The organism is Niabella aquatica (assembly GCF_054779315.1).
On record NZ_BAAGYM010000016.1, the window covers coordinates 203,062 to 220,939 of the forward strand.

At 41.0% G+C, this 17,878-nt stretch carries 10 protein-coding genes; all 10 read left to right on the top strand.

All coding sequences use genetic code 11. The features are described 5' to 3' along the window. Positions 1–21 precede the first annotated feature (21 nt). The 10 genes from ACYVBM_RS14440 to ACYVBM_RS14485 all read left to right on the top strand — a co-directional run bounded on the left by ACYVBM_RS14440 (position 22) and on the right by ACYVBM_RS14485 (position 17,868). Positions 22–1,953 (top strand): glycoside hydrolase family 172 protein, encoded by a 1,932-nt coding sequence (locus tag ACYVBM_RS14440; protein ID WP_460686386.1) that lies wholly within the window; start codon positions 22–24, stop codon positions 1,951–1,953. A 947-nt stretch (positions 1,954–2,900) separates the two neighbouring features. Next, positions 2,901–4,463 (top strand): ADP-ribosylglycohydrolase family protein, encoded by a 1,563-nt coding sequence (locus ACYVBM_RS14445; RefSeq protein ID WP_460686387.1) that lies wholly within the window; start codon positions 2,901–2,903, stop codon positions 4,461–4,463. Between the two features lie 271 nt (positions 4,464–4,734). After that, a complete protein-coding gene (locus tag ACYVBM_RS14450; protein ID WP_460686388.1) occupies positions 4,735–6,231 on the top strand; it encodes an SUMF1/EgtB/PvdO family nonheme iron enzyme in 1,497 nt (498 codons plus the stop codon). A gap of 81 nt (positions 6,232–6,312) precedes the next feature. Then, positions 6,313–9,549, top strand: a complete 3,237-nt coding sequence (locus ACYVBM_RS14455) for a SusC/RagA family TonB-linked outer membrane protein (protein WP_460686389.1) — start codon at positions 6,313–6,315, stop codon at positions 9,547–9,549. Positions 9,550–9,620: 71 nt separating this feature from the next. After that, on the top strand, positions 9,621–11,342 hold the full coding sequence (locus ACYVBM_RS14460) for a RagB/SusD family nutrient uptake outer membrane protein (protein ID WP_460686390.1): 1,722 nt from the start codon (positions 9,621–9,623) through the stop codon (positions 11,340–11,342). Positions 11,343–11,386: 44 nt separating this feature from the next. Continuing rightward, complete coding sequence (locus ACYVBM_RS14465; RefSeq protein ID WP_460686391.1) at positions 11,387–12,355, top strand: family 43 glycosylhydrolase; 969 nt, start codon at positions 11,387–11,389, stop codon at positions 12,353–12,355. 70 nt (positions 12,356–12,425) lie between these two features. After that, complete coding sequence (locus tag ACYVBM_RS14470; protein ID WP_460686392.1) at positions 12,426–13,604, top strand: glycoside hydrolase family 172 protein; 1,179 nt, start codon at positions 12,426–12,428, stop codon at positions 13,602–13,604. Between the two features lie 724 nt (positions 13,605–14,328). Next, complete coding sequence (locus tag ACYVBM_RS14475) at positions 14,329–15,312, top strand: metallophosphoesterase (protein WP_460686393.1); 984 nt, start codon at positions 14,329–14,331, stop codon at positions 15,310–15,312. 127 nt (positions 15,313–15,439) lie between these two features. Then, complete coding sequence (locus ACYVBM_RS14480) at positions 15,440–16,474, top strand: LacI family DNA-binding transcriptional regulator (protein ID WP_460686394.1); 1,035 nt, start codon at positions 15,440–15,442, stop codon at positions 16,472–16,474. Between the two features lie 230 nt (positions 16,475–16,704). After that, positions 16,705–17,868: a glycoside hydrolase family 172 protein gene (locus ACYVBM_RS14485; RefSeq protein WP_460686395.1), complete on the top strand. Its 1,164-nt coding sequence runs from the start codon at positions 16,705–16,707 to the stop codon at positions 17,866–17,868. Positions 17,869–17,878: the final 10 nt, after the last annotated feature.

Here is a 17,878-nt window from a genome sequence, read left to right on the forward strand (position 1 = left end):
CATATAACACTATTAATAATTATGAAAAAGAGCTTTTTTCTTGCAGCGGTGTTGTTGGTAGTACTATCGGGCACCGCACAGAAGTTGGTGAACTTTGAAACAGAGCTGAACCGCCTGGCAAATATTGGGGCCTTACCTGCTTATATGGAAGGAACAGCGGTAAAGCAAATTTCTTCTTACGATCGCACCGGCGGTAATGATGATGGCTTCAGCGGCAAATACTCGTTTATCAGGAAAGAGGCAGACGGCCTCGTCATATTAGATGTACAGGGCAGTGGCGTTATCGAGCGTATATGGACACCCACGCCTACAGATGATATCCTTGATTTTTATTTTGACGGCAGCGCAACGCCCGGACTGTCCCTGAAATTCAGCGACCTGTTCTCCGGGAAAGTGGCACCCTTCTTAAAGCCGCTGGTAGATGCTTATATGGTAGGTGGCTATTACAGCTATGTCCCCATTCCGTATGCCAAAAGCTGCAAAATAGTTTTCCGGGGACAAAAAATCATGTTTCACCAGGTACAGTACCGCGAGTATGATAAATCGTATAAGGTAGAAACATTTAGTGCTGCTAATGGGGCCGCACAAAAAAAGCTGCTGCAAAAAGTAACCGGTTTATGGAGCAATGAAAACAGGACTATTGATAATTTCAGTTATCCGGGAATAAAAACAATAGCAACTGATGTCGAGTTGCTGCCCGGCGAATCAAAAACAGTTGCCCGTATCGCTTCCGGCGGCAGGATAACGGGTATAGAGCTGAGCCCCTCAAAAATTTTTAACAGCTTGTATAAACAGGCAGATATAAAAATAACCTGGGACGATGAGGCCATTCCTGCTGTATATATTCCCGTAGCCGATTTTTTTGGTTTTGCATTCGGGCAACGGGCTATGGAAAGCTTATTGATGGGCGCAACCAATGGGAAGCTGTATTGCTACATACCCATGCCTTTTGATAAAAGTGCAAAAATAGAATTGGTGTATAGAAAAACCGATACTATGCAGCAACAGCCGCTACACCTGAAGACCGCTGTATATTACACAGGCCAGAAACGCAGACCTGATGAAGGAAGGTTTTATGCGAAATGGAATAATGATGAACCACCTAACGGGCAATCCCATATCTTCCTGGAAGGAAAAGGTAGGGGGCATTACATAGGAACGTTGCTGCAGGCACAGGGCAGGGACTATAATAACTTCACTGAGTTTTTTGAAGGAGATGATCAAACTTATATCGATGGAGAACTGAGATTGCACGGGACCGGCAGTGAGGATTATTTCAATGGTGGCTGGTATGCGCAGCCCGGCGGCTGGGTAGAAAAACTGGGCGCTCCTTTAAGCGGCTGTATGGATTATACGCTTCCTTTGAGCAGAACAGCCGGCTATCGCTTTTTTCTCAGCGATAAAATGCCTTTCTCTAATAACATAAAGCATACTATTGAGCATGGCCCGGTAAACAACCGCCCCGTAAGCTATACTTCCGTAGCTATGTATTACGCCGATAAAGCTATAGCAGTGAGTGAGAACCCTTCAAACGGGCTGACAAAAGTATTTGTGCCCGATACCATAACCTTTTATACCAACTTTTTGAGACATCTTACCTACAATGGAGGCTTTGATTTCAAAGATGGCAATGTTACGGTAAAAGATAAAGCCAATACAAACGTAGTGGTTAACGTGTATGAAGTTCCAGGTGGCAGGTATCAATTGTACCTGAATAAGGTGGATGCAGGTGTTGACAAAATAGAGGTTCGCATGGCTGATGTGACAAGGATATATGATTGGAAAACCGTGAGTTTGCAGCGGGGTAAAAAAGAGGAGGAGATTTACCTTGGCGATGTAGAAATTGCAGACAATACAGTTCCGAAAGTGCCGGTAAACATTATGTTCCGGTCTGATAAGGCTCCCGGGCTTACTTTTAACAGGATCGTGTTAAGAAAGAAAGAGAGACGTTAAAGTAATTGTTTGAACAGAATTAAGCAACGGCTGCATTTAGATCGGCATTTGTAGGATAGTTAAGAACCGGTGCAGCATAAATCTCCAATTCCGGAGAGATATACTCCCCGATATCTGGACATATCTTATATAGGAAGACTTTTAAAGCGGCCTGCTCAACCGGAAACCATACTTTTTTGCATGTTTTGTAAATCCTTTGTTCAGATCTCGGTGATATGAATCGATAAATGATTTTCTTATTTCGGGAAGTAACCAAAAACCATCAGGCCGTCTCGGTTATAGCTCCAGAAAATGAGAACATGCTGATAGGTATAGACACCTGTTATTTTTCATGGAAAAAGTGCAGGTATTTAGGTCATCCATATTTCAACCAGCCTTTATGTATGATAAGCAATGGATGGAAGGATTATATTAGTGTATTGATCTGTTCATAGCTTTTATTGCATACAATTTTTATCAAAGTATCTATATTTATCTCTTCAGCATTTTAATTAGCGATATTGGGCTTCATGTTTAAGAAAACCTCTTTACCAATACGCAATTGTTATCGAATCCAGTATTAGCGGTTACAAGGAATCGTTCCAAAACTGTATTACTATTTATCAGGCTTGGGCATATCGTTTAGGGTATATGCTTATTATGCTGCATCCGCCCTGTATTATCTGCAAATGATACATTACTGGTCTTTGTGGGTTCATGAGCGCCGCAATATGTTAAGCTATGCCGGCGTATGGGAGCTGTTTAACGGAGCTGGTACCATATTCAACAGATACTTGTTTCGGATAGTATTCTTCAATGGCTTTAGTTATAGGAATGAGCCTGATAAGAGCATCTTCTGGTAATTAAAGTCAATGAATGGTTTGAATAGTATTAGTTTGTGGTGCTCCGATGGTTTATTTTTGCTTAAACGCTTAAGCTGTTTTCGATTGCTTTTTATGGATAAAATAATGACACTTATATGTACATGGGGCGTATTTTTTACACTGCTTCCGCTAAATGGGTATTGTGATGATAGTCAGGCGCTTGAGAGGGTAGTCAATAAAGAAAAGAGATACCGCATTTCCAAAAGCGATTTATCTGATAAAATAAAGGGCGGGTGGGCCGGTCAGGTTATTGGAGTAACATTTGGTAGTGTGACTGAGTTTAAATATAACGGAACTTTTATACAGGATTATCAGCCTGTTGAGTGGTACGATGGCTATATAAAAGAGCAGTTTCACCACTGGCCGGATCTGTATGATGATATTTACATGGACCTCACCTTTGTAGAGGTGATAGAACGATGTGGGTACGATTCCCCGGTGGATTCTTTTGCAAATGCTTTTGCAAATGCGGGATATACGCTTTGGCATGCAAATCAGGCTGCAAGATACAATATTCTCAACGGTATAAAAGCGCCCCAAAGCGGGCATTGGTATAACAATCCGCATGCAGATGACATTGATTTTCAGATAGAAGCTGATTTTTTAGGATTGATGCATCCAGGTATGCCAAATGCCGCTGCTGATTATGGAGACCCGATCGGGCATATTATGAGTTACGGAGACGGATGGTATGGAGGGGTCTTTGCAAGTGCGATGTATAGCCTCGCATTTACCAGTGATGATATTTCTTTTATTATAAAAGAAGCACTTAAAACCATCCCCGAGAAAAGTACATTTTACAAATGTATCAGCAATGTTATTAATTGGCATAAAGAACATCCCTCCGATTGGAAGCAAACCTGGTTTGAAGTGCAAAAAAAATGGACCTCCGAGGTTGGGTGTCCCGAAGGTGTTTTTGAAGCCTTCAATATAGATGCTAAAGTGAATATGGCTTATGTTGTCATCGGGTTACTATATGGCGGGGGAGACTTTTCAAGAACAATGGAGATTGCAACGAGGTGTGGTCAGGACTCTGATTGTAATCCTGCCACAGCAGCAGGTATACTGGGCACCATCCTGGGTTATGATAATATCTCTGAGTACTGGAAAAAAGGGCTCCATGAAATAGAGCAAAAACCTTTTAAACATACTACGCTCTCTTTAGATGCAGTATATAACATTAGTTATAAACATGCCCTTGAAATGATCCGGCGAAATGGAGGTATTGTTGACGAAGATGTAGTCATAATTCCTTTACAAAAAGCCAGACCAGTAAGGTTGGAGCAAAGTTTTAAGGGGTTGTTACCGGTTGCAAAAAAGTTTATTCAGACAACAACGCCTGATGAGATAAATTTCGATTTTAATGGAACAGGGTTCGCCCTGCGCGGAGAAGCGGTAAAGCCTTTTCCTGAAGCTCCGGATCATATATTTGAAGCAGATGTATATATTAATGATACATTTATCGAAACCTTTAAGCTATCCACCGATTTTAGGGTAAGGCGCTATGAGCTATTATGGAAATATGGATTAAAAAACGATACACATCACGTAAAAGTACTTGTGAAAAATCCGTTGCCAGGTTATGCAATTAAAACTGGAAATTGTATTTTTTATCGTAACAGATCCGGGATTAGTAATGAAGATTGAGCAAACGATAGTTATGGTTGCTGCTTTATAAAAATGGAATTGCTCGCTTATTTATGACACTTAAAAGCCAGGTTAAGTCGCTTCTCCTGATGTATCCGTTTAAGACAATGGGTTCTACATACAGCGTGGATCCGGCTAAGAAGAGTGAGCTTGTATATTAAAAGGGGCCTGGATATATTATTTGCTCCTTAGCTTCTATAGCTAAAAAACATTAAAAGCGCTTGATGTGCGCTGGGTTATACATATATACTTTTAACTAAAACCACAACAAATGATGTACCGTAATTTCCTGCTTTACTTTTTTGCCTTATCGTTTGCTTTTATGAGCTGCTACAAGCCTTATGAAATACAGGCAGATATTATACCGCCAGGCGATGTGACAAATTTGGTTGTTGCTAAATTGGATATTGATGTGAAGTTTAGTTGGAGTGCTCCTTCCGACAAAGACCTGATAGGATACCATATAGCGCTTTATAATTCTGCAAACCAGCGGTTGATCCAGTCCCGTAATATTTCCAAAGATACCACAACGTTTGTTATGGAAAGCATTGCTCCGGGAAGTTATTATGTTGTGGTGCGAACCAGGGACCGGCAAAATAACTTATCACAGGGTAGTCGTGAGTCTTTTGTTTTTCTAAGTAAGGCCCCGGTTAATGTTCAGAGAATCGGTACTACTGTAAACTGGAATGTGATACACGTTCGCTGGGACTCGCTGACTGTGGCAGACTTTGTTACCGAAGTAGGGGGGCAGAGCATATCCATACCTGTAGACAGCATTATTGTAGAAGTAGATTCGGCTTACCGGAGGTATGTACTACCTGTTACTGCTACGGGCGCAGTTATCCCCGATTTGCCGGACGGGTCTCATTATATAAAGGTATACACTCATGGAACGTCCGGTTATTATTCTGGTGTTTATTCACAAGCTTTCAGCCCTATTAAGTTCGGGGAGAAATTTGCACGTGTTACAGGTAATGGTTACGACTTCTATATATCCAGGTATGAAGTTACAACAGAGGAATACAGAAAGTTTATTGTAGATGATCTTAATATCCGTGAAGCAGCGGCCCCATACCGGGTAGATAACTCAAAAGTTGAGCCTGGGGCATGGTATAAGTGGTGGTATGGCACAGATCCGGCTACACCTGGTCTTATGAAACTTTTAGGATTTAACACGTTCGAGTTTACATTAAGTCCTGCAGAGGGTTGGGCTGCCAGAAGGTACCCCTCCCAGGCATCATTTGGAAGGGCTACATGGGAAGGCGCGATGTTATATAGCCTTGTTAATTATAATGGAAGGTGCCCAACTATTGATGAATGGCTATATGCAGCTAAGGGCGGGCAGTTAAGTAAGGGATATGATTATGCAGGCAGCAACGATCCTGATGCGGTAGGTTGGTGGGGATGGATCAGCGGTGGCGTAGAATTTTTAAAGGCTCCGGGATTGAAACTGCCGAATGAATTAGGTATTTATGACATGAGTGGGAATGCTTCAGAATATACGTATCAGCTGGATCCAAACGGAACAGCATCATTAGGCAAATCTGTTATCATCGGCGGATCTATGGGGCCTGTTCACTTCTGGGGAAACGAAGGCGAAGATTTTGGACCTGATAACAGCTTAAAGCCGAAACTAAAAGATCCGGCTATTGTAAAGAAAACAGGTGCAAAACAAAGCGACGCTATGTGGCGTATGGGTATAAGAGTATTAATTCCTCATGAAGAGATTGTTAAACCGCGATTTAATAGATTTAAATATGAGCCATAGCCGCTATTCAATCATTGAGCTTTTATTTTCCTTAACTGAATTATTAAATATTTAGCCGTCGCATAAAAGATTTTATATAACATGAAAAATATATTTTTAGTTTTTTGCCTCATTGTATGTTGCAAGGTAGCAACTGCCCAAAAACAGACTGTAAACGGTACCGTTATTTCTGAAGACGGAACTCCGTTACCAGGAGTATCTATAGCAGTAAAAGGTTTGAACACAGGAACTATAAGCAATGAAAAAGGGTTGTTTGAAATATCAGCAGTTGGGAATAGTGTATTGGTATTTACTGCAACAGGCCTGGAGCCTCACGAAGTACCTGTAGAAGGGCGCGTTTATATTAAAGTGGTTCTGAAAAGCTACACGAAACAATTGGATGACGTAGTAGTGATTGGTTACGGGTCAGTTCGGAAAAAGGATCTTACCGGGGCCATCTCTTCTCTTGGCAGTGAAGAGTTAAATAGTAACAGGCCTCTCACTATAGAACAGGCACTACAAGGTAAATTAGCAGGTGTAAATGTTTTAAGCAATGATGGAGCTCCTGGAGGAGGGATCTCAATACAAATTCGTGGAACAAACACTTTCAGCGGCAGTGGAGAACCTTTATACGTTGTGGATGGAGTTCCTTTAAATAATACGAACTCCTCAACTACACCGCTGGAAGGCACAGTAGCTGATCCAAATAGCTATACTAAAAACCAGACCAATGCATTGGCTTTTTTAGATCCTAAAGATGTGGAGACGATACAGGTGTTGAAAGACGCATCTGCTACTGCTATTTATGGATCACGCGGTGCCAATGGTGTTGTGATTATCACTACCAAAGCAGGCAAGCAGGGCCGTCCGCAAATAGACTTTTCTTCAGAGCAAGCCTGGAGCAATATCATAAAATTTACCGACGTGATGTCTGCTAAAGAATATACCCAATATATTAATGATGTGCTCTACTGGACCAATTACTGGCGGTTGTATGATCCCGAAACAGGATCCAGCAGCTATACCCCCAACCCCGAAGATTTTACTTATCCCGGAATTTTTGACTATGTTCAGGGCGTTTATAAAAAAGGCCCTAACGATTTTAGCCCCGATAGAAATGTATGGCAGAGAGCTATTATGAGAAGCGGGCGCAATCAACAATACTCATTAGGTATTTCTGGCGGAACAGTAAATACAACATATGCTTTAAGAGCAAGCAGGTCCGATCAACAGGGAATAGTTGAGAATACAAGGTTTCAACGTAATGGACTTAATTTCAATTTGAACCAGAAAGCATTCAAATGGCTTTCCTTGGGAGTTAATTCCAACCTTTCTTTTATAAAATACAATCTGGTTAATACCGCAAATACTAATGATCAGGGCGCAATGGGCCTTATTAAAACGGCTCTTTATGCCCGTCCTATTGATGCGGAAGTACCCAGCAGCTTTTTGGACGAAGGAGGATTTTACGCTACTTCTTCACCATTGGCCTATATTAATACCCCCGATGTTACCGACCAGATTTCCGCCTTTACTAATATATATGGCGAAATAACTTTTATGCCATCATTAAAGCTAAGATCCAATCTTGGTTATCACTATCACCAAAGCCAGCGGCATAAATACTATAACAGCAATTTATACGAAGGAAGGCACAGTCAGTTTGGGGATGGTTACGCGCAGGAAGGGTTTAATAAGAGCACAAATATGAGTTTTGAAAACACACTTACTTATGAAAAGAATTTTAATAAGCATCATTTGAACGTAATGGGAACCCTAAGTATGAACCAATATGAGTGGAATAGCCAGATGATGGCTGTACGAGGTTTTGGATCGGATGTTACCCAGGGCTACGATATGGGTCAGGCGGTAGGTATACCTACGCTTTCATCTGGTAAAGGGCAAAGTAACCTGATGTCATATTTAGGCAGGGCATCTTATAATTATGATAACCGGTATTACATAACCGGTTCAGTTCGCCATGACGGAGCCAGCAACTTCGCAGCCAATAACAAGTGGGCTACATTTTCATCTTTTGCGCTTGCATGGAATGTAGCGAACGAATCCTTTCTTAAACAAGTCGACTGGATGGATTTGTTGAAGTTCAGGTTTAGTTATGGTTTTACCGGCAATCAGGGAATTGGAGCTTATGCTTCTTTAGCCCGCTTTTTAGCTAACAATTATCCTTTTGAAGGTACACTGCAAAACGGGTACATCATCAGCGGCGTAAATCCCGGCAATGCTAATTTGAAATGGGAAACTACAAGGCAGCGTAATCTTGGGTTAGACCTGGGATTGTTTAATTCCAGGCTGAATTTTACAATGGATGCTTACTATAAAAAAACTTTTGATTTATTACAATATAAATCTGTTGCTATGAGTACAGGTGTTCAAAGGATGCCTATGAATATAGGAGCTGTAGAAAACAAGGGACTTGAATTTTCCTTGTCGGGTACACCTGTAAAGACTAAAGACTTTACATGGGATATTTCAGCGAACTGGTCAGCTAACAGAAATAAACTGTTGAAGTTTGGAGAAAATGCAGACGCACAGGATGTTTACGGACCGTACAGATTAGAAGGTTTATTGCTGAAAGAAGGGTATCCTATCGGGCAATTATATGGTTATGTAGAAGATGGATACTGGAACACTGTCAACGAATATAAAAGTAGTGCGTATTATAAGTATATAGAGGAAAACGATCCTACTTCGCTCCCGTCTGATGATTTGATTGTACAGAACTATTTAGGCGAGATCAAATACAGGGACCTTAACAATGATGGCCAGCTGAATGAAAAAGACCGTACGATGATTGGTGATGTAAATCCCGATTTTATGTATGGTTTTACAAACAGATTTGAGTATAAAAAAATTTCACTTAATGTATTCTTCCAGGGGGTACAGGGTAATGATATTTTGAACGCTACATTGTTGAACTTTAATACAACTTCAACATGGCCCAACAGGCCTCCGGGATTATTAGAGGAAGCCTGGACGCCTGAAAGAAGTGACGCCCCGGATATAATTAAATACCCGAAACTTGGACAAAATCTTAACCGCAGTGTTCGTTTTTCAAGAAGATATATAGAAGACGGTTCTTATTTACGTTTGAAGAATATTAGCGTATCATACAGGATAGACAAGGTTTTTAATATAAGAGATATCAAATCAGTAAACTTAACTTTCAACGTAAACAATATAGCAACGTTTACTAAGTATACAGGTTTTGATCCTGAAGTAAACGCTGCAGGAACGGGTAATGCAGCCTGGCGAGGTATCGATGTGGGGGCTTATCCTTATGCCAGAACTTATTTGTTTGCAATACAGGTACAGTTTTAATAATAAAAATATCAAAGCCTGTACAAGCGGCTCTTAAAACATTAAAAATGAATTATTCAAAAAAGTATATTATGAAAAAGGTTATGCTGTTGGCGCTCTTTTCTACACTGATCTTACAAGGTTGCAAAAAATTTTTGGAAGAAAAGCCATTTGATTTTGTCTCTCCGGAAAATGTGTATGATTCACCTAAAGGGGTCAAGCAACTAATCACTGGTATGTATGGGGTGTTTTTTAGTACCAGTATGTTCAGGAACGAAGCCTGGATATATATCACCAGTTGTGATGATGACTGGACCAACGGATTAGATTGGGTAATGGGTACTTATGGCATAGGAAACTATACGGGTGGCTGGGTGTATAATAATTCCGGTAATGACCCCTATTACGCTTTTTACAGGTTAGTCAGAGCCGCCAACACAGTTCTGGAAGTTTTACCAAACGTTGAGTTCCCGCCTGAAGAAGCGGAATTAAAGGCTCAATATGAAGGAGAAGCTTTGGCTATGCGAGGACTTGCCTATTTCTACCTTGTGCAAATGTATGGAGCGCTGCCCATGCGCCTTTATTCCGATGATCCCTCCAATATGCCCCGATCTGCAATAAAAGACGTGTATGCTCAGATAATTGCTGACCTCCACAAAGCCGAAGAAAAATTGATGTTGAATTCCAGGCGCCCCGTGGCAATAAAAAGAGGCCATCTGACAAAAGGTGCAGCCCAGTTGCTACTGGCTAAAGTGTACAGTACTATGGGGTCGGGGGCACTAACTAACGCGCAGGTAACAGTTGCCACAAATGTCAATCGCACGGCAACCGGCGATATAGTTAGAACCAATCACACTTTTTCTAAAAATAAAGTGGAAGGCTACGATTTCGATCCGCGGATTGTATATGACTCAGCAATTAAAGTAACAACGAGGTTAATAGACTCAAGAGAGTATGAGCTGGAGCGTTTCGGCGCTAATTGGAATCCGGCAAACTTCGGTGGAAAAGACTTCGTATTTGCACTTGAAACAGACTCTAGCACACAGGTAGCTTTTACGCCATTTAACAGGTTTTTTACACCGCCTGGTTTAAAAGGTGCAGGCTGGCTTACTTATGCTAAAGATTTTTATTATTTGCACGAGCCCGATGATGAACGAAGAATGTACGGGATCTGCCATGAATGGAAATCAAACAACCTTATGCCTAACGGGGTATGGATGCGCCAGTATTTTCCTGCAGAGGACAGTACCGAGATCTTTCAAAAATATGGCCGTGGGAATGTGCTCACTAATATAAACAGCAATTCTATATTTCTTATGAAGTGGTATTTAGGTAATGCCGCATCTCCACAGGTATTATTAAATTCCAATGATGCAGGTACTTTGATTGTGTCGCCCACGCAAAACTTTCCATTACTGCGTTATGCAGAAGCTTTCCTTATACTAGCAGAGGCAGAGAATGAACTGAACGGGCCAACTGCTACAGCTTTTAATGCACTTGATGTATTGCGCACCTATAGATTTAGACAAGGACATACTGATATTCCGCGTTCAATGAATCAACATGAACTTCGGTCGTATATATTGGAAGAACGAAGCAAAGAATTTGCGGGAGAGGGTTACCGGAGGTTTGACCTGATTCGCTGGGGTATATATCTTCAAACCATGGCCGCGGTCGATTTACGCAAACCCAACGCAAATAATGATAATGGGATTATCTCGAAACGAAGAGAGCAAAAACACCTGCTGCATCCTATTCCTACTATAGAAATAGATGGGAACACGGATTTCGGTGCCAATAATCCGGGATGGTAAGTGAATCAGATGTATTAATTAGATACGATAGAAATAAAATAGCGATGAAATTTATAATAGTTAGTAAAATCTTTATTGTTTTCATGCAGCTCATGGTCACCATAAGTAGTACTGCCCAGAACGTTAATAAAAATCCTGTTATAACGATAGGAGAATTTGAAAAAATTTTTGATCAAAGTATAGGCGAAAAAGATAAATGGTATATAAATGACCATTGCTTTATTCGGGCGGATGATGGTAAGTGGCATATGATCGGTATTACAGGTAGAGATGCGCCCAATCCTTGGGATGAGAGCAATTTTGCACATGCCGTAGCCGATAGCCTAGCCGGAATGTGGAAGAAAAAAAAGTATGCGCTTAGTGTGCGCAACGACCTTGATGAGACAGTATTATGGGCCCCGCATATTGTAAAAGCGAATGACATGTATTATATGTTCTATTGCGGCGGACATGCTGATCACCGGAGGTACCAGATCAATCTTGCTACCAGCAGTGATTTGTATGAATGGAAGCGATACGCGGGTAACCCCCTTTTGATGGATGGTTACGATGCAAGGGATCCTTTTATTTTTCGTGATGCAGTTAATGAAAGATGGATCATGTACTATACTGCAACCAGTAAACCCGAAGGTGGCAGGAGGGTCGTTGCCGCAAAAGTTAGTAACGATTTAATAAACTGGTCTCAGGACAGGTATGTAGTATTTAAAGATCCTGTTGATAAAGGTACATGGGGTGGAAATACAGAGTCTCCGGTAATCATTCAGCGTGGCGACTGGTATTACTTATTTATCGGTCCGGGAGCCAGCTATAAAACCACAAAAGTTTACAGAAGCAGGGATCCGTTTAATTGGGATATGGAAGATGAAGTGGCAGAACTTGAAGCGCATGCCGCCGAAATTTTTCAATCAAATGATAAATGGTATATCAGTCACTGCGGTCTTAAACAGGGTGGTCTTTACCTGGCGCCATTGACCTGGCACGATGACGTAGAAGAGAAGTTAAAAGAGAAATAAGTATATAGCCATAAGCTTTCCATACATTTCGTGAATCAGCAAAAAATTAATAACAATAAAAGAAATTATAATGAAGTTTTTTTTTAGTTTTTCATGGTTTATTTTGGTTTTTTCTACAACCGTTTGCGCCCAGTCTTTAAGTCTATCGGGGCTTACTACTATAAAAAGCGGAGTAAAATCGAAAAGAATTAGTACTTATGATAAAAGTGGCGGCAATGGCGATAATATGTATATGATCCAGCCTGGAGAAACGCGTACAATATTTGATGTAAAAGGTGCCGGTATAATTACGCATATCTGGATGACTATCGCACCCAGGCCAGAGAGTTTAAACCGGTCAGATATTATTTTAAGAATGTATTGGGATGGGAAACCTTACCCATCGGTACATTCGCCTGTAGGACCCTTCTTCGGGCAGGGGTGGAATGAAAGCTATGATTACACTGCCCTCCCCCTTTCTGTTGGTCCTGCAGGAGGAACAGGACTGGTGTCTTATTTTCAAATGCCTTTTGGCAACGGAGCCAGAATTGAAATAGAGAATCAGGCTGATCAAGCTATCGAAGCGCTTTATTTTTATATCGATTACGAAGAGATACAAACATTGCCACCCAACACTGGTCGTTTTCATGCTTGGTTCAATCGGGAAATTACTGAGGCGCCACCCGAAGGAGAAAATGAATGGGAGTCAACCAGAAAATTTGACAAGAATACAGATGGAAAGGAAAATTATCTTTTTGCCGATATTAAAGGTCAGGGGCACTATGTAGGTGTAAACTATTATATACAAAACCCATCTATTATGTGGTACGGGGAAGGCGATGATATGTTCTTTGTGGACGGAGAGGAGAAGGCCTCTATTCATGGAACTGGCACCGAAGATTATTTTAATACAGCATGGTGTCCCAGAACACCGTACCTGCATCCTTATTATGGATATCCCAGGGTCTCAAATCACGAAACAGGTTGGTTGTACAGGACGCATGTTTACCGGTTTCATATATCTGATCCCATTTATTTTAATAAAGGTTTAAGAGCCACTATCGAACATGGTCATGCCAATGGCTTAACTTTAGACCTTGCAAGCGTTGCTTATTGGTACACCAGGGAAGCTACAGATGTTGGTCCTATACCTAACAAAGAAGGTCGTAAATTTATGCCTGCTATTTCTGCAAATGATATGCTGCGCTGGCGCCATGAATGGAGAAAAAGCAGAGGCAATGATCCTAAATTGTGGGGTAATGAACGCTAAGAAAAAGATACGAAACGGCTTTTCTTACTATGTAAATAGGCTCATTTTATAATTTTTGTAATCTTTAAGAGCCTGCATGTATATTAACGGCTTTGTGTTAATAAAAAATATGTGCATAACCAAGGTTGAATAAAATGAGAAAAGTTATATGCACCTATTTTTACGGCGTTTGTATGTAATGGCCGAACCTTGCATGGTTCGGTGCCAGCCGGTAATAGAAGGAAATTGCGGCGAATTATATGTTTTATGAGATGGCAGCAATATATGTTTGCCTAGTACGGGCTGAAAAGTTTCACCAGGGTTATCAATGATAAAGGAAGCGTAGTTTTATTTTCCGGACCAATTTATAATACCCGTGATGCAATGGTAATTAAGAGTAAGAATGTCTGCTATTGCTACTATTCGGTACATAATTGCGATTGCTATTATAGAGAGAAAGCCCAGAGACCGACTTTTAGCAATCATAAATATAACGCTGAATATTGCAATACGCAACATTCTTCGTCTACGCCACTTAACTTTGGGATGCATACCGATGAATATCTGGGTGGCCAGCTTCCGATCGCTGCTTTCGAGATTATTAAAGATGGAAAACAATTCAGATAACAAGGTATAAGTTAATGAGAGGCGATTTTCGCTTCCTGTGAGGTCAAGGCAAATGTAACAGGCAAAAAAAATAGAGAAAATATCAAATGCTAATTTAGTACTACAAAGAAGAATTAAAATGAAACAGAATTTTTGGTTATTGTTGTTATTAATTATTTCTGGTTGGGCATTTACGCCCTTACAGAAGAAGAAACCGTTTACAATTGCGCTTTTACCGGATACACAAAATTATTCAGAGAAATATCCGGATATTTTTCGTGCGCAAACGGCCTGGGTAGCCGATAAAAAGAATAATGTAACATTTGTATTACAACAAGGGGATATAACAAATAACAACAGCCGTGAGCAGTGGGAAGTTGCTAAAGGAGCATTCGGCCTAATGGATAGAAAAGTACCTTATGCTTTTGTATTAGGCAATCATGATATTGGAACAAATGGCTGGACAGATACGCGGAACACTGAGTTGTTTAATCAGTATTTACCGTATGATAAGTATAAGCGGATGCCTGCTTTTGGTGGAGTATTTGAAGAGGGCAAAATGGATAATGTATGGCATACCTTCAAGGCCGGAGGCTACAAATGGTTAGTATTGTGTCTGGAATTCGGACCAAGAAACGCTGTTTTGGAATGGGCGAATGAAATTGTAAAAAGACATCCAAAATATAAAGTGATTGTTAATACTCATGCCTATATGTATTCCGATGAAACGCGAATGAGTGCGAAAAGAGATCATAAATGGTTGCCTCAAGGTTATGGGATCGGCAAAGATACAGGCCCCGATCAGGTGAACGATGGAGAAGCTATATGGGAAAAACTGGTAAGCAGGCACAAAAATATAGTATTCGTATTTAGCGGTCATGTTTTAAACGATGGCGCAGGTACACTGGTAAGTAAAGGAGTGCATGACAACGATGTTTATCAGATGCTGGCTAATTTTCAAAGCGGAGTTGAAGGGTCAGAAAACGGCGGTAATGGCTATTTACGGTTATTAACTATTGACCCCGGTAAAAGAAAAATTTTTGTGAAGACCTATTCACCCTATCTGGATAAGTATAAAAATAGTGCCGAGCATGAGTTTCAGTTTGAAAACATTAAACTGTAGGTAAGTCTTTCTGGATTTCTGAGAAGTTTACCTGTGTAACTGACCTGCCCTTCGGGCAAAGAAACAGGCAGCAGTTATGTTAATAATAAATTGATTGAAGAAAAATAATGATATTCAAAGTAGTAAGATGATAAAAAAGAAAGTTTTATTAAAAGATATCGCAGAAAAAATGGGTGTTTCTACAGCCCTGGTTTCTTACGTGCTCAATGGAAAAGAGAAAGAAGCGAGAATCAGCGAGTCGGTAGCGAAGAAAATAAAAAAAGTGGCTGCTGATATGAATTATCAGCCGAATCTGATAGCCCGCGGGTTAAAGTTTGGCCGTACCAATACCATAGGTTTAATAGTGGCTGATATTTCAAATCCTTTCTTTGCAATGCTGGCCCGTAACATCGAAGTGGAAGCTCAAAAAAACGGTTATACCGTATTATTTGGAAGCAGTGATGAGCAGCTTGACAAATCGCAGAACCTGATTCATACATTTCTTAACCGCCAGGTAGATGGCCTTATTATAACCCCTGTTGCAGGTTCCCAGTCGCAGATCCAGGAATTAAAGGCAAAGGGAGTTCCGTTTGTTTTAATGGACCGGGGATTTAAAGATGTAGAGACCAATACCGTAGTTACAGATAACCATGACGCCATGTATAGTGCCGTAAAACTACTCACAAAAAACGGCTATAAAAAAATAGGTATGATCGCCTATGATACGCCGCTCACCCATATGCGCGATCGTATCAGGGGATATAAAGATGCGCTTAAAGATGCAGGTATCCGCTTTCAATCCAAATGGCTGACAAAAGTGCCCTACCTGGATTATAAAAAGCATGTAAAAACAGCCATCGGCCACTTACTGGATAGCCCTTCAAATGCCGTTGATGCGCTTGTGTTTGCAACCAACAGTATTTCAGTACAGGCTCTCAAAGTGATTCACTCCAAAGGAATTATTGTGCCGGCGGATTTGGGTATGATTAGCTTTGATGAAAGCGATACATTCGAGTTCTTTTATACCTCTGTAACATATATAAAGCAGAACCTGAACGAGATCAGCGAAAAAACAGTGCAATCGCTTATTAAAAGCATAAACAGTAATGTTCCCCAAATATTAAAAGTTGTCGTGCCGTCTACGATCGTAGTTGGAGAAAGCAGCGCAAAAAAAAATAATTAAAAAAATATTGGTGAATAACGTTTATTTGTGTACGTTTGCTTAAACGTATAAGCAAGCTGTCGTTTTTTTAAAAAAAGCTATATGAAACCTAGCATGCAAGGCCAATGGTTGCAGAAATTTTCAAATAACCGAACCCGATCATGCCTTGGTGCCCTGTTTCGCCAGTACGATAAAAAACAGATGCATTGCAAAGTCGCGTCATACCATTAAAAAGAAAAAAAACTATAGTGATGAAAAAAATTCTATTCCTGTTGACGATCGTGATTGCTGTTAGCGCCAATGCGCAGCAGGGGAAGTTTAACGGTCTTGATATGAGCCTGGGTAATCTCTCCCGCCTTTCTGATGCAAAAACACGTTCTATCAGCCCCGAAAATTTTACCGGTGAAAAAGGTAAAGGTGCCATGGCAGACCCTGTAAAAGACAAGGGAAAACGCAATGTTGCCAATGCCGCCAGCGAAGCAAGAGATCTGGGGAAAGGATGGAAAGTAAATCCCTTCATTATTATTGAGCCGGGGGAAACCTTTACCATGGCAGATATTGAAGGCCCCGGCGCCATTCAGCATATCTGGATGACGCCCACCGGTAATAATAATTTCTCGATCCTTAGAGTGTACTATGATGACGAAACCGACCCATCGGTTGAAAGCCCCATAGGCCCCTTCTTCGGAACCGCATGGAACGAATTTTCGCCCCTGAACTCTCTGGCCATGACAGTGAATCCCGGCAGCGCTTTTAACAGCTACTGGAAAATGCCTTTCAGGAAAAGAATTAAAATGACCATGCAAAATATCGATAGTCAGCCTATGCGATTGTATTACCAGGTAGACTATACGCTTACAGCGATAGGTGATGATGAAGCTTATTTTCACGCACAGTACCGCCGCAGCAAGCCCAATATCGGCTCTTTGCATACTATAATAGACGGTATAAAAGGGAAAGGGCATTATGTAGGCACTTATATGGGCATAGGCGTTACCAACAATGGCTGGTGGGGCGAAGGTGAAATAAAATTCTTCATGGACGGAGATAAAGACTACGCCACTATTGTGGGTACAGGCACCGAAGATTATTTCTGTGGTTCCTACAATTTTGAGAACAAACGCACCAGGCAATACCAGGAGTATTCCACGGCCTATGCAGGTTTGCACCAGGTATTGCGCCCCGATGGTTTATATGGCTCGCAAATGCGCTTTGGCATGTATCGCTGGCATATAATGGATCCTATCCGCTTCGACAAAGATCTTAAAGTAACCATACAGGACCTGGGCTGGAAATCGGGTGGGCGCTACCTTCCACAATACTCCGATATTATCACCGTTGCTTACTGGTACCAGTCAGAACCGCATGCAAAGTTCCCGAAGCTGCCCGCTGCTGATGTTTTAGAAGTCAACTGATTTAAAAAAA

Coding starts and splice junctions, on each gene's coding strand:
- ACYVBM_RS14440 (WP_460686386.1), top strand. CDS start 22: ATGAAAAAGAGCTTTTTTCTTGCAGCGGTGTTGTTGGTAGTACTATCG.
- ACYVBM_RS14445 (WP_460686387.1), top strand. CDS start 2,901: ATGACACTTATATGTACATGGGGCGTATTTTTTACACTGCTTCCGCTA.
- ACYVBM_RS14465 (WP_460686391.1), top strand. CDS start 11,387: ATGAAATTTATAATAGTTAGTAAAATCTTTATTGTTTTCATGCAGCTC.
- ACYVBM_RS14480 (WP_460686394.1), top strand. CDS start 15,440: ATGATAAAAAAGAAAGTTTTATTAAAAGATATCGCAGAAAAAATGGGT.
- ACYVBM_RS14460 (WP_460686390.1), top strand. CDS start 9,621: ATGAAAAAGGTTATGCTGTTGGCGCTCTTTTCTACACTGATCTTACAA.
- ACYVBM_RS14485 (WP_460686395.1), top strand. CDS start 16,705: ATGAAAAAAATTCTATTCCTGTTGACGATCGTGATTGCTGTTAGCGCC.
- ACYVBM_RS14455 (WP_460686389.1), top strand. CDS start 6,313: ATGAAAAATATATTTTTAGTTTTTTGCCTCATTGTATGTTGCAAGGTA.
- ACYVBM_RS14470 (WP_460686392.1), top strand. CDS start 12,426: ATGAAGTTTTTTTTTAGTTTTTCATGGTTTATTTTGGTTTTTTCTACA.
- ACYVBM_RS14475 (WP_460686393.1), top strand. CDS start 14,329: ATGAAACAGAATTTTTGGTTATTGTTGTTATTAATTATTTCTGGTTGG.
- ACYVBM_RS14450 (WP_460686388.1), top strand. CDS start 4,735: ATGATGTACCGTAATTTCCTGCTTTACTTTTTTGCCTTATCGTTTGCT.